The following is a 19,784-nucleotide window of genomic DNA, read 5'->3' on the forward strand; positions in this document are numbered from 1 at the left end:
GGCCGGGACGACTACTTCTCGGTTCCATCGGTCTCCATACCTTGGCGCCGGTCGCGTCCCGCCTGGCGCGCCTGGTCGGCACGGCCATAGGCAGCCACGATCCGGCCCACCAGCGGATGCCTTACCACATCCGTTTCCGCAAAGCGCGATACCGCGATGCCCTGCACCCCATCCAGCACGCGCAGCGCCTCGACCAGCCCCGAGACGGTCCCGGGCGGCAGGTCCACCTGGGTCGGATCCCCGGTGATGACCATGCGGCTGCCCTCCCCCATGCGGGTGAGGAACATCTTCATCTGGGCGGCGGTGGTGTTCTGCGCCTCGTCCAGGATGGCGTAGCAATGCGCGAGCGTGCGGCCACGCATGAAGGCAAGCGGCGCGACCTCGATCTCCCCCGCCTCCATCCGCCGCTTGAGCTGTTCCGCCGGCATCATGTCGTGCAGCGCGTCATAGAGCGGGCGGAGATAGGGATCGACCTTCTCCTTCATGTCGCCGGGCAGGAAGCCCAGCCGCTCCCCGGCCTCGACCGCGGGGCGCGAGAGCACGATGCGGTCCACCCGCCCGGCCTGGAGCAGCGCCACGCCCTGCGCCACCGCCAGATAGGTCTTGCCCGTGCCGGCCGGGCCGACGCCGAACACCATCTCGGATCGCGCCAGCATGTCGATATAGGCCGCCTGGGCCGGGGTGCGCGGCGCGATGGCGCCCTTGCGGGTGCGGATCGCCGGCAGATCCTGCAAGGGCAGGCGGGGATCGGCCTCGGCCACCCCCTCGGCCATGCGCATTGCCGCCTCGACCTCCGCGGTGCCCACGGGCTGTCCTTTCTGCAAACGGCGCCACAGCGCCCCCAATGCCGCTTCCGCCACTTCCGTCCGTTCCGGCGCGCCCGAGATGGTCAGCCTGTTGCCCCGGCTGCCGAGCCGCACGCCCAGCCGCATCTCGATATTGGCGAGGTTGCGGTCATGCTCCCCATACAGCAGGGGCAGCAGGGCGTTGTCGTCGAATTGCAGCGTGATGGCGCGCTGGGCCGGGATGGCCCCTGCACCGCGCGGGTTCGACAGATCGGCCGAAAGGCCGCGCGGGGCGCGGGGGTCGGTCGGGCGGAGGGGGATCGCGGCGGCGGGGTTGTTCAAGCGGCAGCCATCTCCTGACGGGGTTCTGGGGGGGATCCCGGCGCTTCCTGCCCCTCGAAGCGCACGGCGAGGGAATTCGTCATGCTGGCGGTGACCAGGGCCGGCACCACCCGGCCCTCCAGCCCCGGCGCGCCGGGGCCGTGCACCGGCTGCAGCCAGGGCGAGCGCCCGGCGATCTGGCCCGGGTCGCGCCCGGCGCCGGTGACCAGCACCTCGATCCGCCGGCCGACGCAGGCCTGGTTGAAGGCGTCCTGCTGCCGGCGCAGCAGCGCCTGGATTTCCTGCAGCCGGCGGTCACGCTCGGCCTCGGCCACCTGCAGCGGCGCGCCGGCGGCGGGCGTGCCGGGGCGGGCGGAATACTTGAAGGAGAAGGCCTGGGCGAAGCCGACATCCTCGATCAGCTTCAGCGTGGCGTCGTGATCCGCCGCGCTCTCGCCCGGATGGCCGGCGATGAAGTCCGACGACAAGGCGAGATCCGGCCGGGCCGCGCGCAGCCGGTCGGCGATGCGGCGGTAGTCATCCGCCGTATGGCCGCGATTCATCGCCTGCAGCACCCGGTCGCTGCCCGACTGCACCGGCAGATGCAGGAAGGGCATCAGGGCTGGGATTTCGCCATGCGCGGCGATCAGATCGTCATCCATGTCGCGCGGGTGGCTGGTGGTGTAGCGCAGCCGGGCCAGGCCCTCGATCCCGGCCAGTTCGCGCAGCAGCCGCCCGAGCGTCCAGGCGCGGCCATCCGGCCCCGCGCCATGCCAGGCATTCACGTTCTGGCCGAGCAGCGAGATCTCCCGCGCCCCCTGCGCCACCAGCCGCTTCGCCTCGGCGATCACCGCGGCCGCGTCGCGGGAGAATTCGGCGCCGCGGGTATAGGGCACGACGCAGAAGGAGCAGAATTTGTCGCAGCCCTCCTGGATGGTGAGGAAGGCGGTGACCCCCTGCGGGGTGAGGCTGTCCGGCAAATGGTCGAATTTCTGCTCGGCCGGGAAATCGGTCTCGATCACCGCGCCGGCGGCGCGGGCGGCGCGGGCCACCATCTCGGGCAGGCGGTGATAGGTCTGCGGGCCGAGTACGAGGTCCACATAGGGGGCGCGGGCGGTGATCTCCGCCCCCTCGGCCTGGGCGACGCAGCCGGCGACCGCCAGGATCATGCGCCCGCCCGCTTCCTCCTTCGCCTGCTTGGCCTGGCGCAGCCGGCCCAATTCGGAGAACAGCTTCTCACTGGCCTTCTCGCGGATATGGCAGGTGTTGAGCAGCACCATGTCCGCGCCCTCGGGCGCCTCCGCCGGCGCATAGCCGAGCGGCGCCAGCACATCGGCCATGCGGGCGCTGTCATAGACGTTCATCTGGCAGCCCCAGGTGCGGATGAAGAGCCGCTTGGGGGCACGGGGGGGGCCGGGGGGAGGGGTGGTCATCGCCGAGGAAACTCCGCCGCCCCGCCGGATTTCCGGCGGGTGGAGCGGAGGGATGTGCGGACGCCCCGCGCCCCGGTCAAGCGGAAGAGCGCCTCACCGGGTGCGGCGGCCCCGCGAAGGGGGTGAGGTTCGCCACAGGGGAAGGCTGCTTTGTCCGCCCGCGTCGGGTCAAGCGGGAACCGCTTCAGGCCGGCGGGGGGTGGCCGGCAGGGGCGCGGGGAGCGGGCCGGTGGGCCGGTTCTGGCGCAGCGCCGCGCAGCTTTCCGCGATCACGCCCGAACACGCCGCGGCCAGCGCCTTGCGATCCGCCCAATCGGCCGGGTCCAGCGTGCCGTGCAGCACGATGGTCGCCCGCGCATTGGACCGGCGCGCGAGCCGCCAGAAATGCGTGAAGATGTCGGTGTCGCCATACCAGGCAAAGAGCGGCCGGTCGCGCCGGCAGGCCGGCAGCCCGCCGAGCCGGTCGAACACGACCGAGACCGGCTGCACCACCCGCGCCTTGTCCGCCACCGAGAGGAAGGCGCTGCGGAAGGGCAGCACGCGCCCGCCATCGCTGGTCGTGCCCTCGGGGAAGAGGATCAGGCTGTCGCCCTGGCCCAGCCGCTCGCGGATCGCGCCCGCCTCGCCCTTGGTGCCGGTGCGGGTGCGGCTGACGAAGACGGTGCGGCCCAGCCGCGCCACGGTGCGGATCACCGGCCAGGTGCCGACCTCGTGCTTCGCCACGAAGCAGGCATCGAGCACCGTGCCCAGCACCAGCACGTCCAGCCAGGAGGAGTGGTTGGAGATGAACAGCACCGGCCTGTCCTCGGCCGCCTCCCCCACCACCTGCACGCGCAGGCCCATCAGCCAGCACAGGATCCGGAAATAGGCCTTGCCGAAGCCGACATGCGCCCGGCCCGGCAGCACCAGCAGCAGCGCCTGGATGGGGATGGCGATCAGCGTCCAGAGCACCACCGTGACCAGGCGGCGCACCGCGCGCACCCGCCCGCCGAGCGGGCGGAAGCCGAGCACGTCGCCCCACAGCCCCTCGGGGTCCGAGGCGGAGAACTGGATCGGCTTGCGGCGCCGGAGGCGTCGCGGGCGCAGGGCTTCGGGGGTCAGCACGCGGTTCGTGGCCTCCATATGCGCGCATTAACCCTGAGCTTCGCGGCAAGGCAATGAAGGCAAGGCGACAGACGTGTGAATTGCGCCGGCCGCGGCGCCGTTGCGGTGCGGCAAGCGGCGCGGCAGGGTGCGGCGCATGTCGAGTCGCCTTCCGCGCCGCGCCGGGCCTGACCGCCGATGAACCTCGCCATCCTCGGCGCGGGCGCGGTCGGCCCGGCCTGCGCGGCGCTGGCGGTGCGCCAGGGGCATGAGGTGGCGCTGTGGTCGCCGCGCGGCGGCGGCACGCATGGCATCGGTGCGCGCCTCGCGGTGGAGGGAGCGCTGGAGGGCACCGCCCGGGTGCAGGTCGCGGTCGATGTCGCCCGCGCCCTGGCGGGGGCCGAGGCCGTGCTGGTCGCCGTGCCGCCGCATGCCCTGGCGCCGGTGCTGCGCCGGCTGGAGCCCCTGCTGGCCAAGGCGGTTCCGATCCTGCTGGTGCCGAGCCATTCCCTCGCGCCCTTGCTGCTCGACCGGCTGCTGGCGCTGTCGGGCCGGCGCGCCCCGATCGGCGCGCTTGCCGTGCCGCCGGTGGCGGCGCAGCGGCTGGGGCCGGACCGGGTGCGGATCACCGCGCTGCGCCCGGGGGTGGAGGTCGCCGCCGTGCCCGCCGCCGCCGCGCCGGACCTGGCGCGGCTCTGCGCGACGCTGTTCGGCCTGCCCTTCCAGCCGGTGCCGGACCTGCTGGCCGCGATCCTCGCCAGCCCCGAACCCGTGCTGCAGGCGGCACTCGCGCTCGGCAACGTCACGCGGATCGAGGCCGGGGAGGCGTGGGACCTGCACGCGCAGATGACCCCGGCCATCTGCCGGCTCATGGCCGCGCTGGACGCGGAGCGCCTTTCGCTGGCCGCGCGCTACGGCCATGCCCCGCCGCCGCTGGCCGCCTGGCTGGCACGGACCGGCCAGGTGGCGGAGGACAAGCTGCCCGAGATGGCGCGCGCCCTGGCCGCGGCGCGAGGGCATGTGCCGGGGCCCCGCGGCCTCGATTCCGCGCATCTGGCGGAAGGCGTGACCTATGGCCTGGCTTTCTGGCTGCGCCTTGCCGCGGCGCGGGGCATGACCCTGCCGCTCAGCGCCGCGGCGGTGGCGGTGCTGGAAGCGCTGTGGGGGGCGAGCCTGCACGCGGATGACCTGCTGGCGGGCATCGACCTCGCGGCGCTGCCCGCCCTGTTGCGGGACGGACACCCCCGCGGGGCGTGATCATGCCAAGCCCCCTTGATCGGAACCTGCGGCCGGCGCAGCCGGTCGAGGCGCCGAATGGCGCCCGCCGCCTGTGCGGCGCAGCCAAGGGCGCGTAGGCGCCCGCCGGCGCTTGAGGGCGGATCGGTCACGATCCGCGGGATTTGGTATCACGCCGCGAGGCGCGTGACCCGGCCTTCCATCGCCTCGACCCGCTGCACCCCGATGATCTGGCCGAGATTGCCGGCCACCAGATGCACCATGCCCTGCGGCATGGCGTGCAGCGTGATCTCGGTGCGCATCGCCTCGCCCTGGCGCGCCGCGCGCAGCGCGTCGGGCACCAGGTCGCGCTTGGCGAAGGGCTGGAGGATGCGGCTCAGCAGGCCGGGCGAGGCCTCGGCCAGCACGGTGAAACGCGCCGCGACGAGCGGCTCTTCGATATCGGACATGAGGGGGCGAACTCCGGATCGGGAAAGGGACCAACTGAACCCGGCCGCGGGCATCCCCGCCCCGGCGAGGGCAGGTTCAGGCGGCCGGGCCGATAATTCGGCCCCGAAGGATCCGGGTCTCGATCACGCGCCGATCCTACCGCCGCGCGCCCTCGGGCGGCAAGCCCGGCTCACCCGCCGGGCCGGCGCGGCATCGCATCCTCGATCTCGCCTTCCTCCATAGGGTGGCGGCCGGCGTCGCGCTCGATGACCAGCTTCTGGTGCGGATACGGGATCTCGATGCCCAGCCGGTCGAAGCGCTGCTTGATGCGGCGGTTGAACTCGCGCCCCACCGCCCAGCGCGAGGCCGGCTCGGTCTTGATGCGCGCGCGGATCGTCACCCCCGAATCCGCCAGCCGCTCGACGCCCAGCACATCGAGGTCGTCGCGGATCAGCGGGCCGAATTTCGGGTCGGCGCGCACCTCCGCGCCGATCTCCTTCAGCACGCCCACCACGCGGTCCGTATCCTCGCCATAGGCGACCGAGACATCGAGCACGGTGAAGGCGAAGTCGCGCGTCATGTTGGTGACGGTGGTGACGGCGCTGAAGGGGATGATGTGCACGCTGCCATCCACCGAGCGCAGCTTGATCGAGCGGATGGAGAGCTGCTCCACCACGCCCGACAGCCCGCCCACCTGCACCACGTCGCCCACCGCCACCGCATCCTCGAACAGCAGGAAGATGCCGGTGATGACGTCGCGCACCAGGGTCTGGGAACCGAAGCCGATGGCCAGGCCGACCACGCCCGCACCGGCGATCAGCGGGGCGACGTTCACGCCGATCTCGGTCAGCACGTTGAGCGCGACGAAGAGCAGGATCGCCACCGAGAGCACGGTGCGCAGCATCGGCAGCAGCGTGCGCACCCTGGCCGAGCGCGCCGCCTGCGCATCGCGCGCGAGCCGGTTGAGGTAGCGCTGGATGGCGGCGTTGGTCAGCTCCCACACCGTGATGGCGACCAGGATGGTGATGCCCATCGACACCAGGGAGGACAGCAGCCGCGCGCCGAGCTTGCCGCGCCCGAACCAGGCGAAGGCATCCAGCCCCCAGGCCTCGAGCAGGAAGAGCAGCGCCATCACCGCGATGAAGCCGGTCAGCAGGCCCTTGAGAACGGGCAGGTAGCGGTTGGCGCGCGCCTCCAGCCCCGGATAGCGGATCGCCATCTCGGCGCTGATCTGGAAGGCACGCGCGAGGCCGCGGCGCATCAGCTCATCCGCCCCCTTGGCCAAGGCGAGGATCAGGATGGTGACGGCGGAGACGCGGATCAGCCGCTCGAAGCCGTCGCGCACCTCCAGCGCCCAGACCCCCCACAGCGCCAGCAGCCACAGGATGGCCAGCAGGTGCCAGATGTCGGCCACGCGGTCGCGCAGCGCGCGGAACAGCACGCGCATGCGGTCCGGCCGCGGCTGGCCCTCGGGCAGTTCCGGGGCGCGCAGCGCCTCGGCCACCGCCGCGCGGTTCTGCAGCACGACGATGACCATGAGCAGCGAGACGATCAGCGCCGAGAGCCGCAGCACCGCGTCATAGGCCGACCAGGGCAGGCCGAAGAGCAGCCCGGCCTCGGCCACCGCGAAGCCGGTGATGCCGACCACGGCGATGCGCCGGATCCAGATGGTGATGTAGGCCGCCGTCTCGTCCGAGGCCGGCATCAGCCGCAGATGCGCCGAGGCGGGCGAGAAGGCGACGCGCGAGCCCGCCATGATGGCGCGCAGCGCCATGTAGGCGTTGTTCGTGGTCAGCAGCACCAGCTCGGTGGTGGGCAGCGGCCGCACCAGGCCGATCATGCCGTAGGAGATGATGGCGAAGGCGCCGATCGGGATCAGGTCCAGCACGAAGCGCGCCGCCACCAGGGGCACGCGCTTCACCCAGGTCCACCCGCCTTCCTCGGTGGGCGCCATCGCGTCCAGCCGCGCCGACCAGGGGCGGAGCGTGCGCGTGGCCAGCCATTCCGCCAGCAGGCCGAGGCTGAACAGCAAGGCGAGCTTCCAGGCCGCGTCCATCACGCGGAACTGCGTCACCGGGTCGCGCACCACGCCCGCGGCCCAGGCGGCGACGCCGGGCAGGTCGGTCAGCGCCTGGGCGGCGGCGAAGAGGCTCTCGGTCAGCGCCTGCAGCCGCTGGGAAGCACCGGTCAGCAGCTGCGCGCCGAGCGTGTTGGGTGCGAGGATCTCCGGCACCGGGGAGGGCGCCTCGGCCTCCGCTGCGGCGGCGCCAGGGCTGGCGCCGGCGGGGGCTGCGGCCTGGGCCTCCAGCGCGCGCAGCAATTCGGCGCGGCGGGTGTCGTCGCGCAGCGCCTCGATCAGCCGCTGCAGGTCCGTGTTGGGCGCGGCCGGGCTGGCCCCCGCGGCGGCGGGGGCGGCGGGCGGCGTGGCGGGAGCCTGGGCGAGGGCAGGCACGGCCAGCACCAGCAGCAGGGCGAGAAGGCGAAGGAGGGCGGGCATGGCCGTGGTGAAGCCCGCCCGCCCCCCATGGTCAAGCCCGCAGGGGGCGAGCCACCCATGTTGCGGTGCAACCCGGGCGGGCACAGGATGGGGGCCCGTGAGCGCGCCCGCACCCCCCCTCTGGTCGATCCTGCTGGCGCTGCTGGCTGTGCATGTGGCCGGGATGGGCGGCTTCCTGACCGTGCCGGTGCTGGCCCCGGCCATCGCGGCCGAGACCGGCCTGCCCGCCAGCCTGGCCGGGCTGCATACCGGCCTTGTCTATGCCGGGGCGCTGGTGACCGGGCCGATGACCGGGCCGCTGATCCGCCGCTTCGGCGGCGTGCGGGTGCTGCAGGCCGGGCTGCTGATGGTGGGCCTCGGCATCGCGCTGGCGACCATCGCGCATCCGGCGGCGCTGATCCTCTCGGCCTTCGTGGCGGGGCTGGGGCATGGGCCCGTGACGCCGGGCAGCAGCCATCTGATCGCCGCGCGCACGCCGCCGCGCCACCGCGCCCTGGTGTTCAGCCTGAAGCAATGCGGCGTGCCGCTGGGCGCGATGGTGGTGGCGGCCAGCGCGCCGATCATCGCGGGCGTCGCCGGCTGGCGGGCGGGTGCGTTGACCCTGGCCGCGGTGGCGCTGGTGGTGGCTCTGGCCATGCAACCCTTGCGCGCGGCGCTGGATTCGGAGCGCGACCCCGCGGCCGGGCGCACCGGCCCGCGCGCCATCCTGACCGAGGCCGTGGCCTCCTTGGCCATGTTGCGGCGGGATGCGGCGCTGCTGCGCCTGACCGTCATGTCCTCGGCCTATGGCATCACGCAATTCTGCTTCTCGACCTTCTTCGTGGCCTTCCAGGTGACCGGCCTGGGCGTACCCCTGGCCGAGGCCGGGCTGCGGCTCGCCATCGCTCAGGCCGGCGGCGTGGCCGGGCGGATCGGCTGGGCGCTGCTGGCGGATCGCTTCGGCGCGCGGCCGGTGCTGGTGCTCTGCGGCGCGGGCATGCTGGTGGCGACCCTCGCCCTGGCGGCGGCGGGCATGGACTGGCCGGGATTCCTGGTGCTGGGGGCGGGGCTGCTGATGGGCATCACCGCGGTCGGCTGGAACGGCGTGATGCTGGCCGAGGCGGCGCGGCTGGCCCCACCCGGCCAGGTGGGGGCGGCGACCTCGGCGCTCTCCTTCTGCTTCGGGGCGACGATGCTGGTGGCCCCGCCGCTGTTCTCGGCGCTGATCGGGCTGACGGGCGGCTATGCGGCGGGCTTCGTGATGTGCGCCGTCGCCGCGGTGGTCGGCGCCGTGGCGATCGCGGGGGCACGCCGATAAGGATCTTGCGCTACGGCCAAGGCATGTCATGTCTCTGCCATGGTCACCTTCCTCATGATCCTCACCGGCCTGTCGCTGCTCGGCACGCTCGGCGTCATGTTCGCCGGCATGATCGGCATGGTCCGCAGCGAGCATGGCGGGGGGGCGCGCTCCAACACGCTCATGCGCGCGCGGGTGGCGATGCAGTTGCTCACGGTGGCGCTGTTCATGCTGCTCATCGCTGTGCGATAGGCGGCCCCGCCTTGTCGGGCGGGGGGCGCCCCCTTATGGTCCGGCCGCCATTCCCGGGCCGCTTCGCCCGCCAGGATCCTCCGGCCAGGGCCGGACATGACCAAGGGTTCCAAGCCAGATGAAACTCCTCGTCCCCGTCAAGCGCGTGGTCGACTACAACGTGAAGGTCCGCGTGAAGGCGGACGGCACGGGCGTCGAGACCGCGAACGTCAAGATGTCCATGAACCCCTTCGACGAGATCGCGGTGGAAGAAGCCGTGCGCCTGAAGGAGAAGGGCGTCGCCACCGAGATCGTCGCCGTCTCCATCGGCCCGGCCGCCTGCGCCGAACAGATCCGCACCGCGCTGGCCATGGGGGCCGATCGCGGCATCCTGGTGGAGCAGGAGGGCACGGTGGAGCCCCTCGCCGTCGCCAAGATCCTCAAGGCGCTGGTCGGCCGCGAAGCGCCGCAACTCGTCGTCATGGGCAAGCAGGCGATCGATGACGACATGAACGCCACCGGCCAGATGCTGGCCGCGCTGCTCGGCTGGCCGCAGGGCACCTTCGCCTCCAAGGTCGAGATCGACGGCGGCAGCGCGAAGGTGACGCGCGAGGTCGATGGCGGGCTCGAGACGGTGGGCCTCACCCTGCCGGCCGTGGTCACCGCCGATCTGCGGCTGAACGAACCCCGCTATGCCTCGCTGCCCAACATCATGAAGGCGCGGAAGAAGCCGATCGAGACGCTCAAGCCCGCCGATCTCGGCGTGGATGCGACGCCGCGCCTGACCGTGCTGAAGGTGGTCGAGCCGCCGAAGCGCCAGGCGGGGGTGAAGGTCGGCTCGGTGGCCGAGCTGGTGGACAAGCTGCGCAACGAAGCCAAGGTGATCTGACGATGGCCGTCCTTGTTCTCGCCGATCGCGGCGATTCCGTTTCGCAGCCGACCCGCAGCGCCGTGGCCGCTGCCGCGCAGCTCGGCGGCGAGGTGCATGTGCTGGTGCTGGGTGCGGCCGGCGCCGCCGCCGCCGCGAAGCTGCCCGGCGTGGCGAAGGTGCTGGTGGCGGAGGGCGAGGCCGTGGGCCACGCCCTGGCCGAACCCCTCGCTGCGCTGCTGGTCGCCCTCGCCCCCGGCTACACGCATCTGCTGGCCCCGGGCAGCGCGGCCGGCAAGAACGTGATGCCGCGCGTCGCAGCCCTGCTCGACGTGCAGATCATCTCCGACGTCGCGGGCATCGAGGGCGCGGATACCTTCCGCCGCTTCATCTATGCCGGCAATGCGCTGGCCACGGTGAAGACCGCGGACGCGATGAAGGTGATGACCATCCGGGCGGCGAGCTTCGACCCGGTGCCGGCCGAGGGTGGCGCCGCCGCCATCGAGACTGCGGCACCCGCCGCCGATGCGGGGCTCTCGCGCTTCCTCGGTGCCGAGATCGTCAAGCTCGAGCGCCCCGAACTGACCGCCGCGCGCGTCGTGGTCTCGGGCGGGCGGGCGATGGGCTCGGCGGAGAATTTCCACATCCTCGATGGCGTGGCGGATCGCCTCGGTGCGGCCATCGGTGCCTCGCGCGCCGCGGTCGATGCGGGCTATGCGCCCAACGACATGCAGGTCGGCCAGACCGGCAAGATCGTCGCACCCGAGCTCTACATGGCCTTCGGCATCTCGGGCGCGATCCAGCATCTGGCGGGGATGAAGGACAGCAAGGTCATCGTCGCCGTCAACAAGGATGAGGAAGCGCCGATCTTCCAGGTGGCCGATTACGGGCTGGTGGGCGACGTGTTCAAAGTCATTCCAGAGCTTGAGCTGGAATTGGATAAGAAGTGAGCATCATCCAAAAACTCGGCGTCATCGGCGCCGGGCAGATGGGCAACGGCATCGCGCATGTCGCGGCCCAGGCCGGGCTCGATGTCGTGCTGCTCGACATCTCGGCCGAGGCGCTGGCGCGCGGCATGGCCACGCTGGCGAAGAACATGGACCGGCAGGTGTCGAAGGGCACGCTCTCGGCCGCGGATCGTGACGCGGCGCTGGCGCGCATCGCCACCACCTCCGACTATGCCGGCTTCGCCGATTGCGACCTGGTGATCGAGGCCGCGACCGAGCGCGAGGACCTCAAGCACAGGATCTTCGCCACGCTGACGCCGCATCTGAAGGCGGAGGCGCTGGTGGCGTCCAACACCTCCTCCATCCCGATCACGCGCCTTGCCGCCACCACCGACCGGCCGGGTCGTTTCGTGGGCATGCATTTCTTCAACCCCGTGCCGCTGATGAAGCTGGTCGAGGTGATCCGCGGCCTCGCCACCGAGGACGCGACGGTCGAGGCCGTGGCCGAACTCGCGGTGCGGCTCGGCAAGACGGTGGCCTATGCCGCCGACTACCCGGCCTTCATCGTCAACCGCATCCTGCTGCCGATGATCAACGAGGCCTGTTTCGCGCTGCAGGAAGGCGTGGGCGACGTGGCGTCCATCGATGCCGGCATGAAGCTCGGCTGCAACCACCCGATGGGTCCGCTGGAGCTGGCCGATTTCATCGGGCTCGACACCTGCGTGGCCGTGCTGCGCGTGCTGCAGGAAGGCATGGGCGACCCGAAATACCGGCCCAACCCGCTGCTGGTGAAGCATGTCGAGGCCGGCTGGCTCGGGCGCAAGACCGGGCGCGGCTTCTACGACTACAGCGTGACGCCGCCCCGCCCCACGCGGTGATGAAGCTCGAAGCCTTCGTCGAACACGTCGCACCTTCGCGCGCGGCGGAGGCCTATGCGGGGCAGGAGAGCCTGACCTTCGTCCGCCTGCGCGTCACCACGCGCGACGGGCTGGTCGGCGAGGGCATGACCGGGCGCTTCCTCGCCGCTTCGGTCGCGGCACTGCTGAATGGCGAGATCGCCGAAGCCGCAAGCAAGCTCGACCCGATGGCGCATGAGGCGGTGACCGCCGCGCTCACCAAACGCTTCAACCCGCGCGGGGCGACGGGCGTCTTTGTCTCGGCACTCTCCGCCCTCGACCTCGCGCTGTGGGACATCAAGGGCAAGGTGCTGGGCCAGCCGGTGGCGATGCTGATCGGCGGCGCGCGGCGCAGCGTGGCCGCCTATGCCACCGCCGGCCTGCCCGCCTTCACCGAGGCCGAGCTGATCGGCGCCTGTGAGCGCGCGCTGGCCGATGGGTTCCGCGGCGTGAAAGTCATCGTCGGCACCGCGCGCCCGCTGGCCGAGGAAGCCGCGCGCATCCGCGCCGTGCGCCGCGCGATCGGCGACGCGCCGCTGATGCTCGATGCGAATTGCGCCTTCACCGTCGCGGAGGCGAAGCGCCTCGCCACGCTGGTCGCCGACCAGGACATCGCCTTCTTCGAAGAGCCCGTCCGCGGCAACGATATCCCGAGCCTGCGCGAATTGCGCCGCGCCACGACCATCCCGCTCGCCTCCGGCCAGATGATCCAGTCGGTCGCCTGGTTCCGCGATGTGCTGGCGGCGGGCGCGCTCGACATCCTCCAGCCCAACGCGGCCTTCTGCGGCGGCATCACGGCGATGCTGCGCATCCTCGCCATGGCCGAGGCGCAGGGCGTGCCGGTGACCGGCGCGGGCGGCTTCGAGGCCGCGAACCTGCCCGTCATGGCCGGCCACGCGCATGGCGGGATGCTGGAGGTGCACGGCGCCCATGCCGGCATGCGCGCGCGCTATGCGCGCCACCCGCATGTCGAGAAGGGCGCGATGGCCGTGCCGGAAACGCCCGGCCTGGGCTTCAGCTTCGCTGCGTGAACCTTCGGTTGCGTGGCTGGCGCCATGCGGCCATCCTTCCGCCACGCCGCAGAGACGGCGAGATGGGAGAACCGCCGATGATCCGCCGCCGCGCCTTGCTCGCCGCCCCGCTGCTTGCCACGCCTTTCGTTGCGCGCGCCCAGGCCGGCTGGCAGCCGAGCCGCCCGATGCAGCTCATGGTCGGCTTCGCGCCCGGTGGCGGGTCCGACATCATCGCCCGCACCATCGCCGAGGCCTGCGCGCCGCTCTTCCCCGTGCCGCTGGTGGTGGTGAATCGCGCCGGCGCGGGGGGCGCGCTGGCGGCCGAGCAGGTCGCGCGCGCCGCACCGGATGGCCACACGCTGCTGCTCGCCGGCGGGTCGGAGAGCACCTCCCTGCCCGCGCATCGCGACCTGCCCTATGACCCGAAGCGCAGCTTCAACGCGGTGATCCGCCTGACGCGCAACGCGCATTTCGTCTGCGTGCGCGGCCGCGGCGGGCGCTTCACCACCATCCAGCAGGTGATCGAGGCAGCACGCGCCAATCGCGGCGCGCTGACGCATGGATCTTCCGGCGTGGGCACGCTCTCCCACTCCATCTTCCTGCTGCTGGAGCGCGGGGCGAATATCGAATTGCTGCACGTGCCCTATACCGGGGGCGGGCCGCAGCAGCAGGCGCTGATCGCCGGGCAGATCGACCTCGCCGTGCAGGCCAGCGACGAACTCGGCGGGCTGGTCGCTTCGGGCGACATGCTGCCGCTGGCGGTGACCACCGCCGCGCGTCACCCGCAATACCCGAACGTGCCGACCTTCCGCGAATTGGGCATCGACCTGATCGCCGAGAACATGAAGGGCTGGGTCGGCCCCGCCGGCATGACGCCGGAAATGACCACTTGGCTGCATGACCGCTTCCGCCAGGGCATGGGCACGCCCGTGTGGCAGCGCTTCATGCAGCGCGCCGGCGATCCGGACGGCTATGCCAACGGCCCCGATTTCCAACGCGACATGGATGCGCTGCTCGACGCCATCCGCGCCGCCATCCGCAGGACCTGACGATGACCGAGACGATCTCGCCACCCGCCCCGGTCGCCTTCATCGGCCTGGGCGTGATGGGCGCGGCGATGGCCGCCAACCTGCTCAAGGCCGGTTTCGCGGTGACCATCACCAGCCGGTCCCGCGCGAAGGCCGCAGCACTTGAGGCCGCCGGCGCGCGCTGGGTCGATACGGCGGCGGAAGCCGCGCGGGGGGCTGCCTGCATCGGGCTCTGCGTGCCCGACACGCCGGATGTGGAGGCCGTGCTCTTCGGCCCGCAGGGGGTCGCGGCCGGGGTTGCGGCGGGCGCGGTGGTGATCGATTTCTCCACCATCGCCGCCAAGGCAGCCGCCGAATTCGCGGCACGGCTGCAGGCGCAGACCGGCGCCACGCTGCTCGACAGCCCGGTCTCGGGCGGGCCGGGCGGGGCGCGGGAGGGCACGCTGACCTGCATGGTGGGCGGCGACCCCGCGGGTTTCGCACGCGCCGAGCCCTTCTTCCGCGCGGTCGGCAAGACGCTGACGCATCTCGGCCCCGCGGGCGCGGGCCAGGTGTGCAAATCGGCCAATCAACTCATCGTGGGCACGACCATGCTGGCGGTGGCGGAGGCGCTGGCGCTGGGGGCCAAGGCGGGGCTCGATCTGCCCGCGATGCAGCGCGCGCTGCTGGGCGGCTCGGCGCGCAGCTTCGTGCTGGAGAACCACGCGAAGCGCATGATGGAAGCCACCTTCGCACCCGGCTTCCGTGCGGAACTCATGTTGAAGGATCTACGACTTTCCGCAGGCGCGATGCGCGACCACGGCGTCTATGCGCCAGCCACCGCGCTCGCCGGGCAGATGATGCAGGCGACGGTGAATTCGGGTCGCGGCGGGCTCGATTCCGCCTCGGTCGGGGCGCTGGTGGCGGAGCTTTCGGGCGTGCCCAAGCCGGGTTGAGGTTTCCGCATCCCCGCGCAACAAAGCGGTATGCCGGATACCCCTTCCATGCCCAAATCCGCCGCGCTTCAGGCGAAGCAGGTGGCACGCTACTATCGTTGGCTGGACAAGCTGACCTGGTTCGATGAGCGCAGGGCCGAGGAAGGGCACGGCGCCATCCCCGTGCATCGCGCGCTGACCGACCCGGAAGGCGGCCCGCCCTCGCCGCTCGTCATCCACCGGCTGATGCTGCAGGGGCTCGACCTGGCGCCGACGCCGCGCGCGCTGGATGCCGGCTGCGGCTATGGCGCCACCATGCTCGACCTCGCCCCGAAGCATGGCGGGCGCTGGACCGGCCTGACGCTCTCTCCCATCCAGGCCGAGCGCGGCATGGCGGAAGTCGCGGCGCGCGGGCTGGTCGGGCGCGTGCGGATCGAGGTCGGCAGCTATGACGAGAAGCCGCCCGGCCGCTACGACCTGATCTATGGCATCGAGAGCCTGATCCACAGCGCCGATCCCGCGCACACCATCGCCAACCTCGCCAGCGTGCTCGATGTGGGCGGCTATCTGGTGATCGTGGACGACATGCCGGAGGAGGAGATGCCGGCCGAGCCGGCCGCGCGGCTCGCGCAGTTCAAGCGCTTCTGGCGCTGCCCCATCGCGCCCACGCGCGCGGGCTGGATCGCGCATCTGGAGGCCGCCGGGCTGACCCTGGTGGCCGAGCAGGACCTCAACCCGCTGCTGCGCGTGCGCGGCATGGCGGAGGTGGCGCCGCGGCTGCTGGAGCTGCGGAAGAAATCGACGCTGCCGCGGCTGGTGGGAAGGGGCGTGCGCTGCGAGGCCGAGATCGGCGGCCTGCTGCTCGAGACGCTGCAGACCGAGGGTTTTGTCCACTACCGCGTGCTGGTGGCGCAGCGGAAGTAGCTTTTTGCCCTCAAGCGGCGGGCGCGGCCTCCGGCCGCTTGCCTCGCGCCACTGGGCGCGGCGCCCGTTCGGGCGCTCGGCCAGCTTCGCTGGCCGCCACGCTGCAATCCTTCGCTACGTCCCGCAGAAGGTCGCCAGCACCCGCTCCTCCGCGCGCGGCGGCAGGGCGTGGCGCGGGTGGTCCGGGTGGTCCTCGAAGGGCCGCGCGAGCAGCGCGACCAGCGTCTCGAAGGGTGCGTAGTCGCCCCGCGTCACGGCCGCGGCCAGCGCTTCCTCCACCATGTGGTTGCGCGGGATGATCGCGGGATTCACCGCGCGCATCCGCGCCGCCACGCCCGGCGGCTGCTGCGCAAGCCGCGTGCGCCAGGCCGGCAGCCAGGCATCGAAGGCGGCAGCGTCCGCGAAGAGCGCGCGCACCGGCGCTTCCGCCGCCACATCCTCGGCCGCGGCGCAGAGATGGCGGAAGGTGAGGGTGAAATCCGCGCCGTTCTCGGCCATGCGCGTCAGCAGATCCTGCGCCAGCGCCGCATCCTCCGCCCCCAGCCCGATCTTCGCCGCGAAGCCGCCGAGATAGGCGGATTCGAAAGCGTCGCCGAACTGCCCGATCGCCTCCTTCGCCCAATCCAGCGCGGCATTCTCATCCGCATCGAGCAGCGGCAGCATCGCCTCGGCGAGCCGCGCGAGGTTCCAATGCACGATGCGCGGCTGGTTGCCATAGGCGTAGCGCCCGCCATGGTCGATCGAGCTGAACACCGTGGCGGGATCATAGGCGTCGAGGAAGGCGCAGGGGCCGTAGTCGATCGTCTCGCCGGAGATGGTGCAATTGTCGGTGTTCATCACGCCATGGATGAAGCCGACCTGCATCCAGCGCGCGACCAGCGCCGCCTGCCGCGCCACCACGCCGGCATAGAGCGCGCGATAGGGGTTCTCGGCCACCGCCGCCGCCCCGTCGTGCCGCGCGATGGCGTGGTCGGCCAGCGCGCGCAGCGAGTCCATGTCCCGCCGCGCGGCGAAATACTGGAAGGTGCCGACGCGGATATGGCTCGACGCCACGCGCGTCAGCACGCCGCCGGGCAGCGGGGTTTCGCGGAACACCTCCTCGCCCGTCGTCACCGCGGCCAGGGCGCGGGTGGTGGGGATGCCGAGCGCTGCCATCGCCTCCGCCACGATGTATTCGCGCAGCACCGGGCCGAGGGCCGCGCGCCCATCGCCGCGGCGCGAGAAATCGGTGGGGCCGGAGCCCTTGAGCTGCACGTCGAAGCGCGCGCCATCGGGGCGCAGAACCTCGCCCAGCAGCATGGCCCGCCCATCGCCCAGCGAGGGCGTGAAATGCCCGAACTGGTGCCCCGCATAGGCCATGGCGAGCGGGCGCGTGCCCGCAGGCGCGGTGTTGCCGGCGAGCATCGCCACGCCCTCCGGGCTCGCCAGCCAATCCGCATCGAGGCCGAGCCATTCGGCCAGCGCCGTGTTCAGCTTCACCAGCGCCGGCGCCGCCACGGGGGTGAGCACCACGGGCGCGTGCAGCCGCTCGGGCAGGCGCGCATAGGCGTGGTCGAAAGGCAGGCGGAAGGGGGCGTTCATGCCGCAGAGATCGTTCGCCATGACAGGCGCCACAAGCCCCTTCTATGCTGCGCCGGCAATCCGGAGTTCCCGCCATGCCGATCGGTGCGCTGAACCACTACACGATCTACTGCGTCGATCTCGACGCCACGCGGGCCTTCTACCGCGACGTGCTGGGGCTGACCGATGGCGACCGCCCGCCGCTGGGCTTCCCCGGCGCCTGGCTCTATTCCGCCGGCCAGCCCACCGTGCATCTGGTCGGCCCGCGGGAGAATGATGCCACCAAGCCGCCGCGCCGCGCCCAGCCGACCGGGCAGCTCGACCACATCGCCTTCTCGGCCACGGGACTGGCGGAGATGCGCGCGAAGCTCAAGGCGCATGGCATCGCCTTCCGCGAGATGGTCATCCCGCGCGACGGGCAGACGCAGCTCTTCTTCCACGACCCCGATGGCGTGGCGGTGGAGCTGAACTTCCCGCCGGACGAAAACGGCCGCTAATCCGCCGTTGGCTTGGCCGGCAGCCGGCCCATCATCGCGTTGCGCCAGGCCGGCGGCAGCGCGCCGGTGAGCCGTGCGGCCGTATAGAGCCCCCAGGGGTAGACCACCCGCACCCGCCCCGCCGCGATGCCTTCCAGCGTGCGCCGCGCCGCCTGTTCGGGCGTCATCAGCCCCGGCATCCGGAAGGGGTTGCGCGCCGTCATCGGCGTGCGGATGAAGCCCGGGCAGACCGCGTGCAGCCGGATGCCGCGCCGGCGCTCGGAGGCATCCAGCGCCTCCGCCCAGCGCTGCACCGCGGCCTTGGAGGCGCAATAGGCCGGCGCGGAGGGCGAGGCCACGAAGGCGGCGATGGAGGCCACCACCGCCACCCGCCCGCGCAGCCCATCGGCGCCGGGCGCCTGCGCCGCCATCACCTCGATCGCCGGCAGGGCCGTGTTCAGCACGCCCGTGACATTGGTCGCGAAGACCTGCGCGGCCTGGGCTGCCGGCTCCACCGCATCGCCCGTCCCGCCGGAGATCCCGGCATTGGCGATGACGAGATCGAGCCGCCCGGCCTGCGCGATCCAATCCGCCATCGCCGGCGCATCGGTGACACTCACGATACGCGGATGCACCGACGCCCCGCGCGCGCGGCAGGCCTCCGCCGCTTCCTCCAGCCGCGCCGCATCGCGGCCCGAGAGGTGCAGCGTCACCCCCGGCGCGGCCAGCGCCTCGGCCAGCGCCCGGCCCAGGCCGGAGGACGCCCCCGTGACCAGGGCGGATTTCCAGGGGGTGCCCGACACGCCTTGCCTCCATTCCCGCGAGGGTGGACAAGGTGCCGATGAGCAGCCTCGCCTCCATGACCGGCTTCGCCCGCGAGGGCGGCACATTGCCGGATGCCTCCTCCTTCGTCTGGGAACTCCGCAGCGTCAACGGGCGGGGGCTCGACGTGAAGCTCCGCCTGCCCAACGGGCTGGACGCGCTGGAAGCCACGCTGCGCGAGGCCACGGGCAAGCGGCTGAAGCGCGGCAACGTCTCCGCCACCCTCACGCTGAAGCGCGAGGACCGCGCGCCGCGCCTCACACCCGACCCCGCCGCGCTGGACGCCGCCATCGCCCTGGTGCTGGAGGTCGCGCGTCGCATCCCTGGCGCGCCGATCCCCAGCGCCGAGGCCGTGCTCAGCCTGCCCGGCGTGCTGCGCGCTGAAACCACCGAGCCCGACGAGGCCGCCGAGCAGGCGCGCCGCGCCACCCTCATCGCCGCCTATGGCCGCGCGCTGGACGGCCTGCACGCCGCCCGCGCCCGCGAAGGCGCGCAACTCGGAAAAATCCTCGGCACGCTGCTGGACGAGATCGCCACCCTCTGCGCCCAGGCGACCACCGAAGCCGCCGACCAGCCCGCCGCGCAACGCGCCCGGCTGCTGGAGAACCTGGCCAACCTGCTCGGCGAGGGCGATCTGCGCGCCCGCGTGCCGGAAGAACGGCTTGCCCAGGAAGTCGCGCTGCTCGCCCAGCGCAGCGATGTGCGCGAGGAGCTGGATCGCCTCGCTGCGCATATCCATGAGGCCCGCGCCCTGCTCGCCTCCGGCGAGGCCGTGGGCCGCAAGCTGGAATTCCTCACCCAGGAATTCGTGCGCGAGGCCAATACGCTCTGCTCCAAGAGTGCCTCCGTGGCCCTGACGCGCACGGGCCTCGCGCTCAAGGCCGCGATCGAGCGGCTGCGCGAACAGGCGGCCAATGTGGAATGAGCCTATCCTTGCGGATCGTCGCCGATCCGCCCTCAGTCGCCGGCGCGCGCCGCCGCGCGCTTGGCTGCGCGCCACCTGGCGCGGCGGCCCTTCGGCCGCTCGCCCGCCTTCGGCGGGCGC

The 19,784-nt window shown here is 72.3% G+C and carries 19 protein-coding genes; 12 read left to right on the forward strand and 7 right to left on the reverse strand.

The genetic code is table 11. The annotated features are described in order from the left end of the window. Nucleotides 1-11: 11 nt before the first annotated feature. The 3 genes from AC2D9U_RS08620 to AC2D9U_RS08630 all read right to left on the reverse strand — a co-directional run bounded on the left by AC2D9U_RS08620 (nt 12) and on the right by AC2D9U_RS08630 (nt 3,661). Nucleotides 12-1,055 carry a PhoH family protein gene (locus AC2D9U_RS08620; protein WP_484748371.1) on the reverse strand — a complete coding sequence of 348 codons (1,044 nt, stop codon included), beginning with the start codon at nt 1,053-1,055 and terminating at the stop codon, nt 12-14. A 68-nt stretch (nt 1,056-1,123) separates the two neighbouring features. Beyond that, on the reverse strand, nt 1,124-2,539 hold the full coding sequence (gene miaB, locus AC2D9U_RS08625) for a tRNA (N6-isopentenyl adenosine(37)-C2)-methylthiotransferase MiaB (protein ID WP_484748066.1): 1,416 nt from the start codon (nt 2,537-2,539) through the stop codon (nt 1,124-1,126). A 168-nt stretch (nt 2,540-2,707) separates the two neighbouring features. Next, complete coding sequence (locus AC2D9U_RS08630; RefSeq protein WP_484748067.1) at nt 2,708-3,661, reverse strand: lysophospholipid acyltransferase family protein; 954 nt, start codon at nt 3,659-3,661, stop codon at nt 2,708-2,710. A gap of 159 nt (nt 3,662-3,820) precedes the next feature. Here AC2D9U_RS08630 and AC2D9U_RS08635 point away from each other — a divergent pair, with 159 nt between their 5' ends. Beyond that, nucleotides 3,821-4,879: an NAD/NADP octopine/nopaline dehydrogenase family protein gene (locus tag AC2D9U_RS08635; protein WP_484748068.1), complete on the forward strand. Its 1,059-nt coding sequence runs from the start codon at nt 3,821-3,823 to the stop codon at nt 4,877-4,879. A 149-nt stretch (nt 4,880-5,028) separates the two neighbouring features. Here AC2D9U_RS08635 and AC2D9U_RS08640 read toward each other — a convergent pair whose 3' ends face one another. After that, nucleotides 5,029-5,307 carry a hypothetical protein gene (locus AC2D9U_RS08640; RefSeq protein WP_484748069.1) on the reverse strand — a complete coding sequence of 93 codons (279 nt, stop codon included), beginning with the start codon at nt 5,305-5,307 and terminating at the stop codon, nt 5,029-5,031. A 170-nt stretch (nt 5,308-5,477) separates the two neighbouring features. Continuing rightward, nucleotides 5,478-7,784 carry a mechanosensitive ion channel family protein gene (locus AC2D9U_RS08645; RefSeq protein ID WP_484748070.1) on the reverse strand — a complete coding sequence of 769 codons (2,307 nt, stop codon included), beginning with the start codon at nt 7,782-7,784 and terminating at the stop codon, nt 5,478-5,480. 97 nt (nt 7,785-7,881) lie between these two features. Between AC2D9U_RS08645 and AC2D9U_RS08650 the strand changes: the two genes are divergently transcribed. The 9 genes from AC2D9U_RS08650 to AC2D9U_RS08690 all read left to right on the forward strand — a co-directional run bounded on the left by AC2D9U_RS08650 (nt 7,882) and on the right by AC2D9U_RS08690 (nt 15,881). Then, nucleotides 7,882-9,081, forward strand: coding sequence for an MFS transporter (locus AC2D9U_RS08650; RefSeq protein WP_484748071.1), 1,200 nt, complete (start codon nt 7,882-7,884; stop codon nt 9,079-9,081). Between the two features lie 39 nt (nt 9,082-9,120). Further along, on the forward strand, nt 9,121-9,312 hold the full coding sequence (locus tag AC2D9U_RS08655) for an HIG1 domain-containing protein (RefSeq protein WP_484748072.1): 192 nt from the start codon (nt 9,121-9,123) through the stop codon (nt 9,310-9,312). 118 nt (nt 9,313-9,430) lie between these two features. Next, complete coding sequence (locus AC2D9U_RS08660; protein ID WP_484748073.1) at nt 9,431-10,180, forward strand: electron transfer flavoprotein subunit beta/FixA family protein; 750 nt, start codon at nt 9,431-9,433, stop codon at nt 10,178-10,180. 2 nt (nt 10,181-10,182) lie between these two features. Then, nucleotides 10,183-11,109, forward strand: coding sequence for an electron transfer flavoprotein subunit alpha/FixB family protein (locus tag AC2D9U_RS08665; RefSeq protein WP_484748074.1), 927 nt, complete (start codon nt 10,183-10,185; stop codon nt 11,107-11,109). Next, nucleotides 11,106-11,984 (forward strand): 3-hydroxybutyryl-CoA dehydrogenase, encoded by an 879-nt coding sequence (locus AC2D9U_RS08670; RefSeq protein ID WP_484748075.1) that lies wholly within the window; start codon nt 11,106-11,108, stop codon nt 11,982-11,984. The genes AC2D9U_RS08665 and AC2D9U_RS08670 overlap by 4 nt, the downstream gene beginning before the upstream one ends. Next, complete coding sequence (locus tag AC2D9U_RS08675) at nt 11,984-13,033, forward strand: mandelate racemase/muconate lactonizing enzyme family protein (protein WP_484748076.1); 1,050 nt, start codon at nt 11,984-11,986, stop codon at nt 13,031-13,033. The genes AC2D9U_RS08670 and AC2D9U_RS08675 overlap by 1 nt, the downstream gene beginning before the upstream one ends. A 77-nt stretch (nt 13,034-13,110) precedes the next feature. Then, nucleotides 13,111-14,064 (forward strand): Bug family tripartite tricarboxylate transporter substrate binding protein, encoded by a 954-nt coding sequence (locus tag AC2D9U_RS08680; protein WP_484748077.1) that lies wholly within the window; start codon nt 13,111-13,113, stop codon nt 14,062-14,064. A 2-nt stretch (nt 14,065-14,066) separates the two neighbouring features. Next, the gene (locus AC2D9U_RS08685; RefSeq protein WP_484748078.1) at nt 14,067-14,978 is read left to right on the forward strand and encodes an NAD(P)-dependent oxidoreductase; all 912 of its coding nucleotides are present in this window, start codon (nt 14,067-14,069) and stop codon (nt 14,976-14,978) included. Nucleotides 14,979-15,026: 48 nt separating this feature from the next. Further along, a complete protein-coding gene (locus AC2D9U_RS08690; protein WP_484748079.1) occupies nt 15,027-15,881 on the forward strand; it encodes a class I SAM-dependent methyltransferase in 855 nt (284 codons plus the stop codon). 114 nt (nt 15,882-15,995) lie between these two features. Here AC2D9U_RS08690 and AC2D9U_RS08695 read toward each other — a convergent pair whose 3' ends face one another. After that, nucleotides 15,996-17,483, reverse strand: coding sequence for a protein adenylyltransferase SelO (locus tag AC2D9U_RS08695; protein ID WP_484748080.1), 1,488 nt, complete (start codon nt 17,481-17,483; stop codon nt 15,996-15,998). A 53-nt stretch (nt 17,484-17,536) separates the two neighbouring features. On the opposite strand from AC2D9U_RS08695, the gene AC2D9U_RS08700 reads away from it, so the two are divergent. Continuing rightward, complete coding sequence (locus AC2D9U_RS08700) at nt 17,537-17,938, forward strand: VOC family protein (protein ID WP_484748081.1); 402 nt, start codon at nt 17,537-17,539, stop codon at nt 17,936-17,938. Here the strand turns inward: AC2D9U_RS08700 and AC2D9U_RS08705 are convergent. Beyond that, entirely contained in the window at nt 17,935-18,720 is a 786-nt protein-coding gene (locus tag AC2D9U_RS08705) for an SDR family NAD(P)-dependent oxidoreductase (protein WP_484748082.1), read from the reverse strand. The genes AC2D9U_RS08700 and AC2D9U_RS08705 overlap by 4 nt on opposite strands. A gap of 38 nt (nt 18,721-18,758) precedes the next feature. On the opposite strand from AC2D9U_RS08705, the gene AC2D9U_RS08710 reads away from it, so the two are divergent. Continuing rightward, the gene (locus AC2D9U_RS08710) at nt 18,759-19,664 is read left to right on the forward strand and encodes a YicC/YloC family endoribonuclease (protein WP_484748083.1); all 906 of its coding nucleotides are present in this window, start codon (nt 18,759-18,761) and stop codon (nt 19,662-19,664) included. Nucleotides 19,665-19,784: the final 120 nt, after the last annotated feature.

The sequence above is a fragment of the Roseomonas sp. TF40 genome (assembly GCF_057219975.1).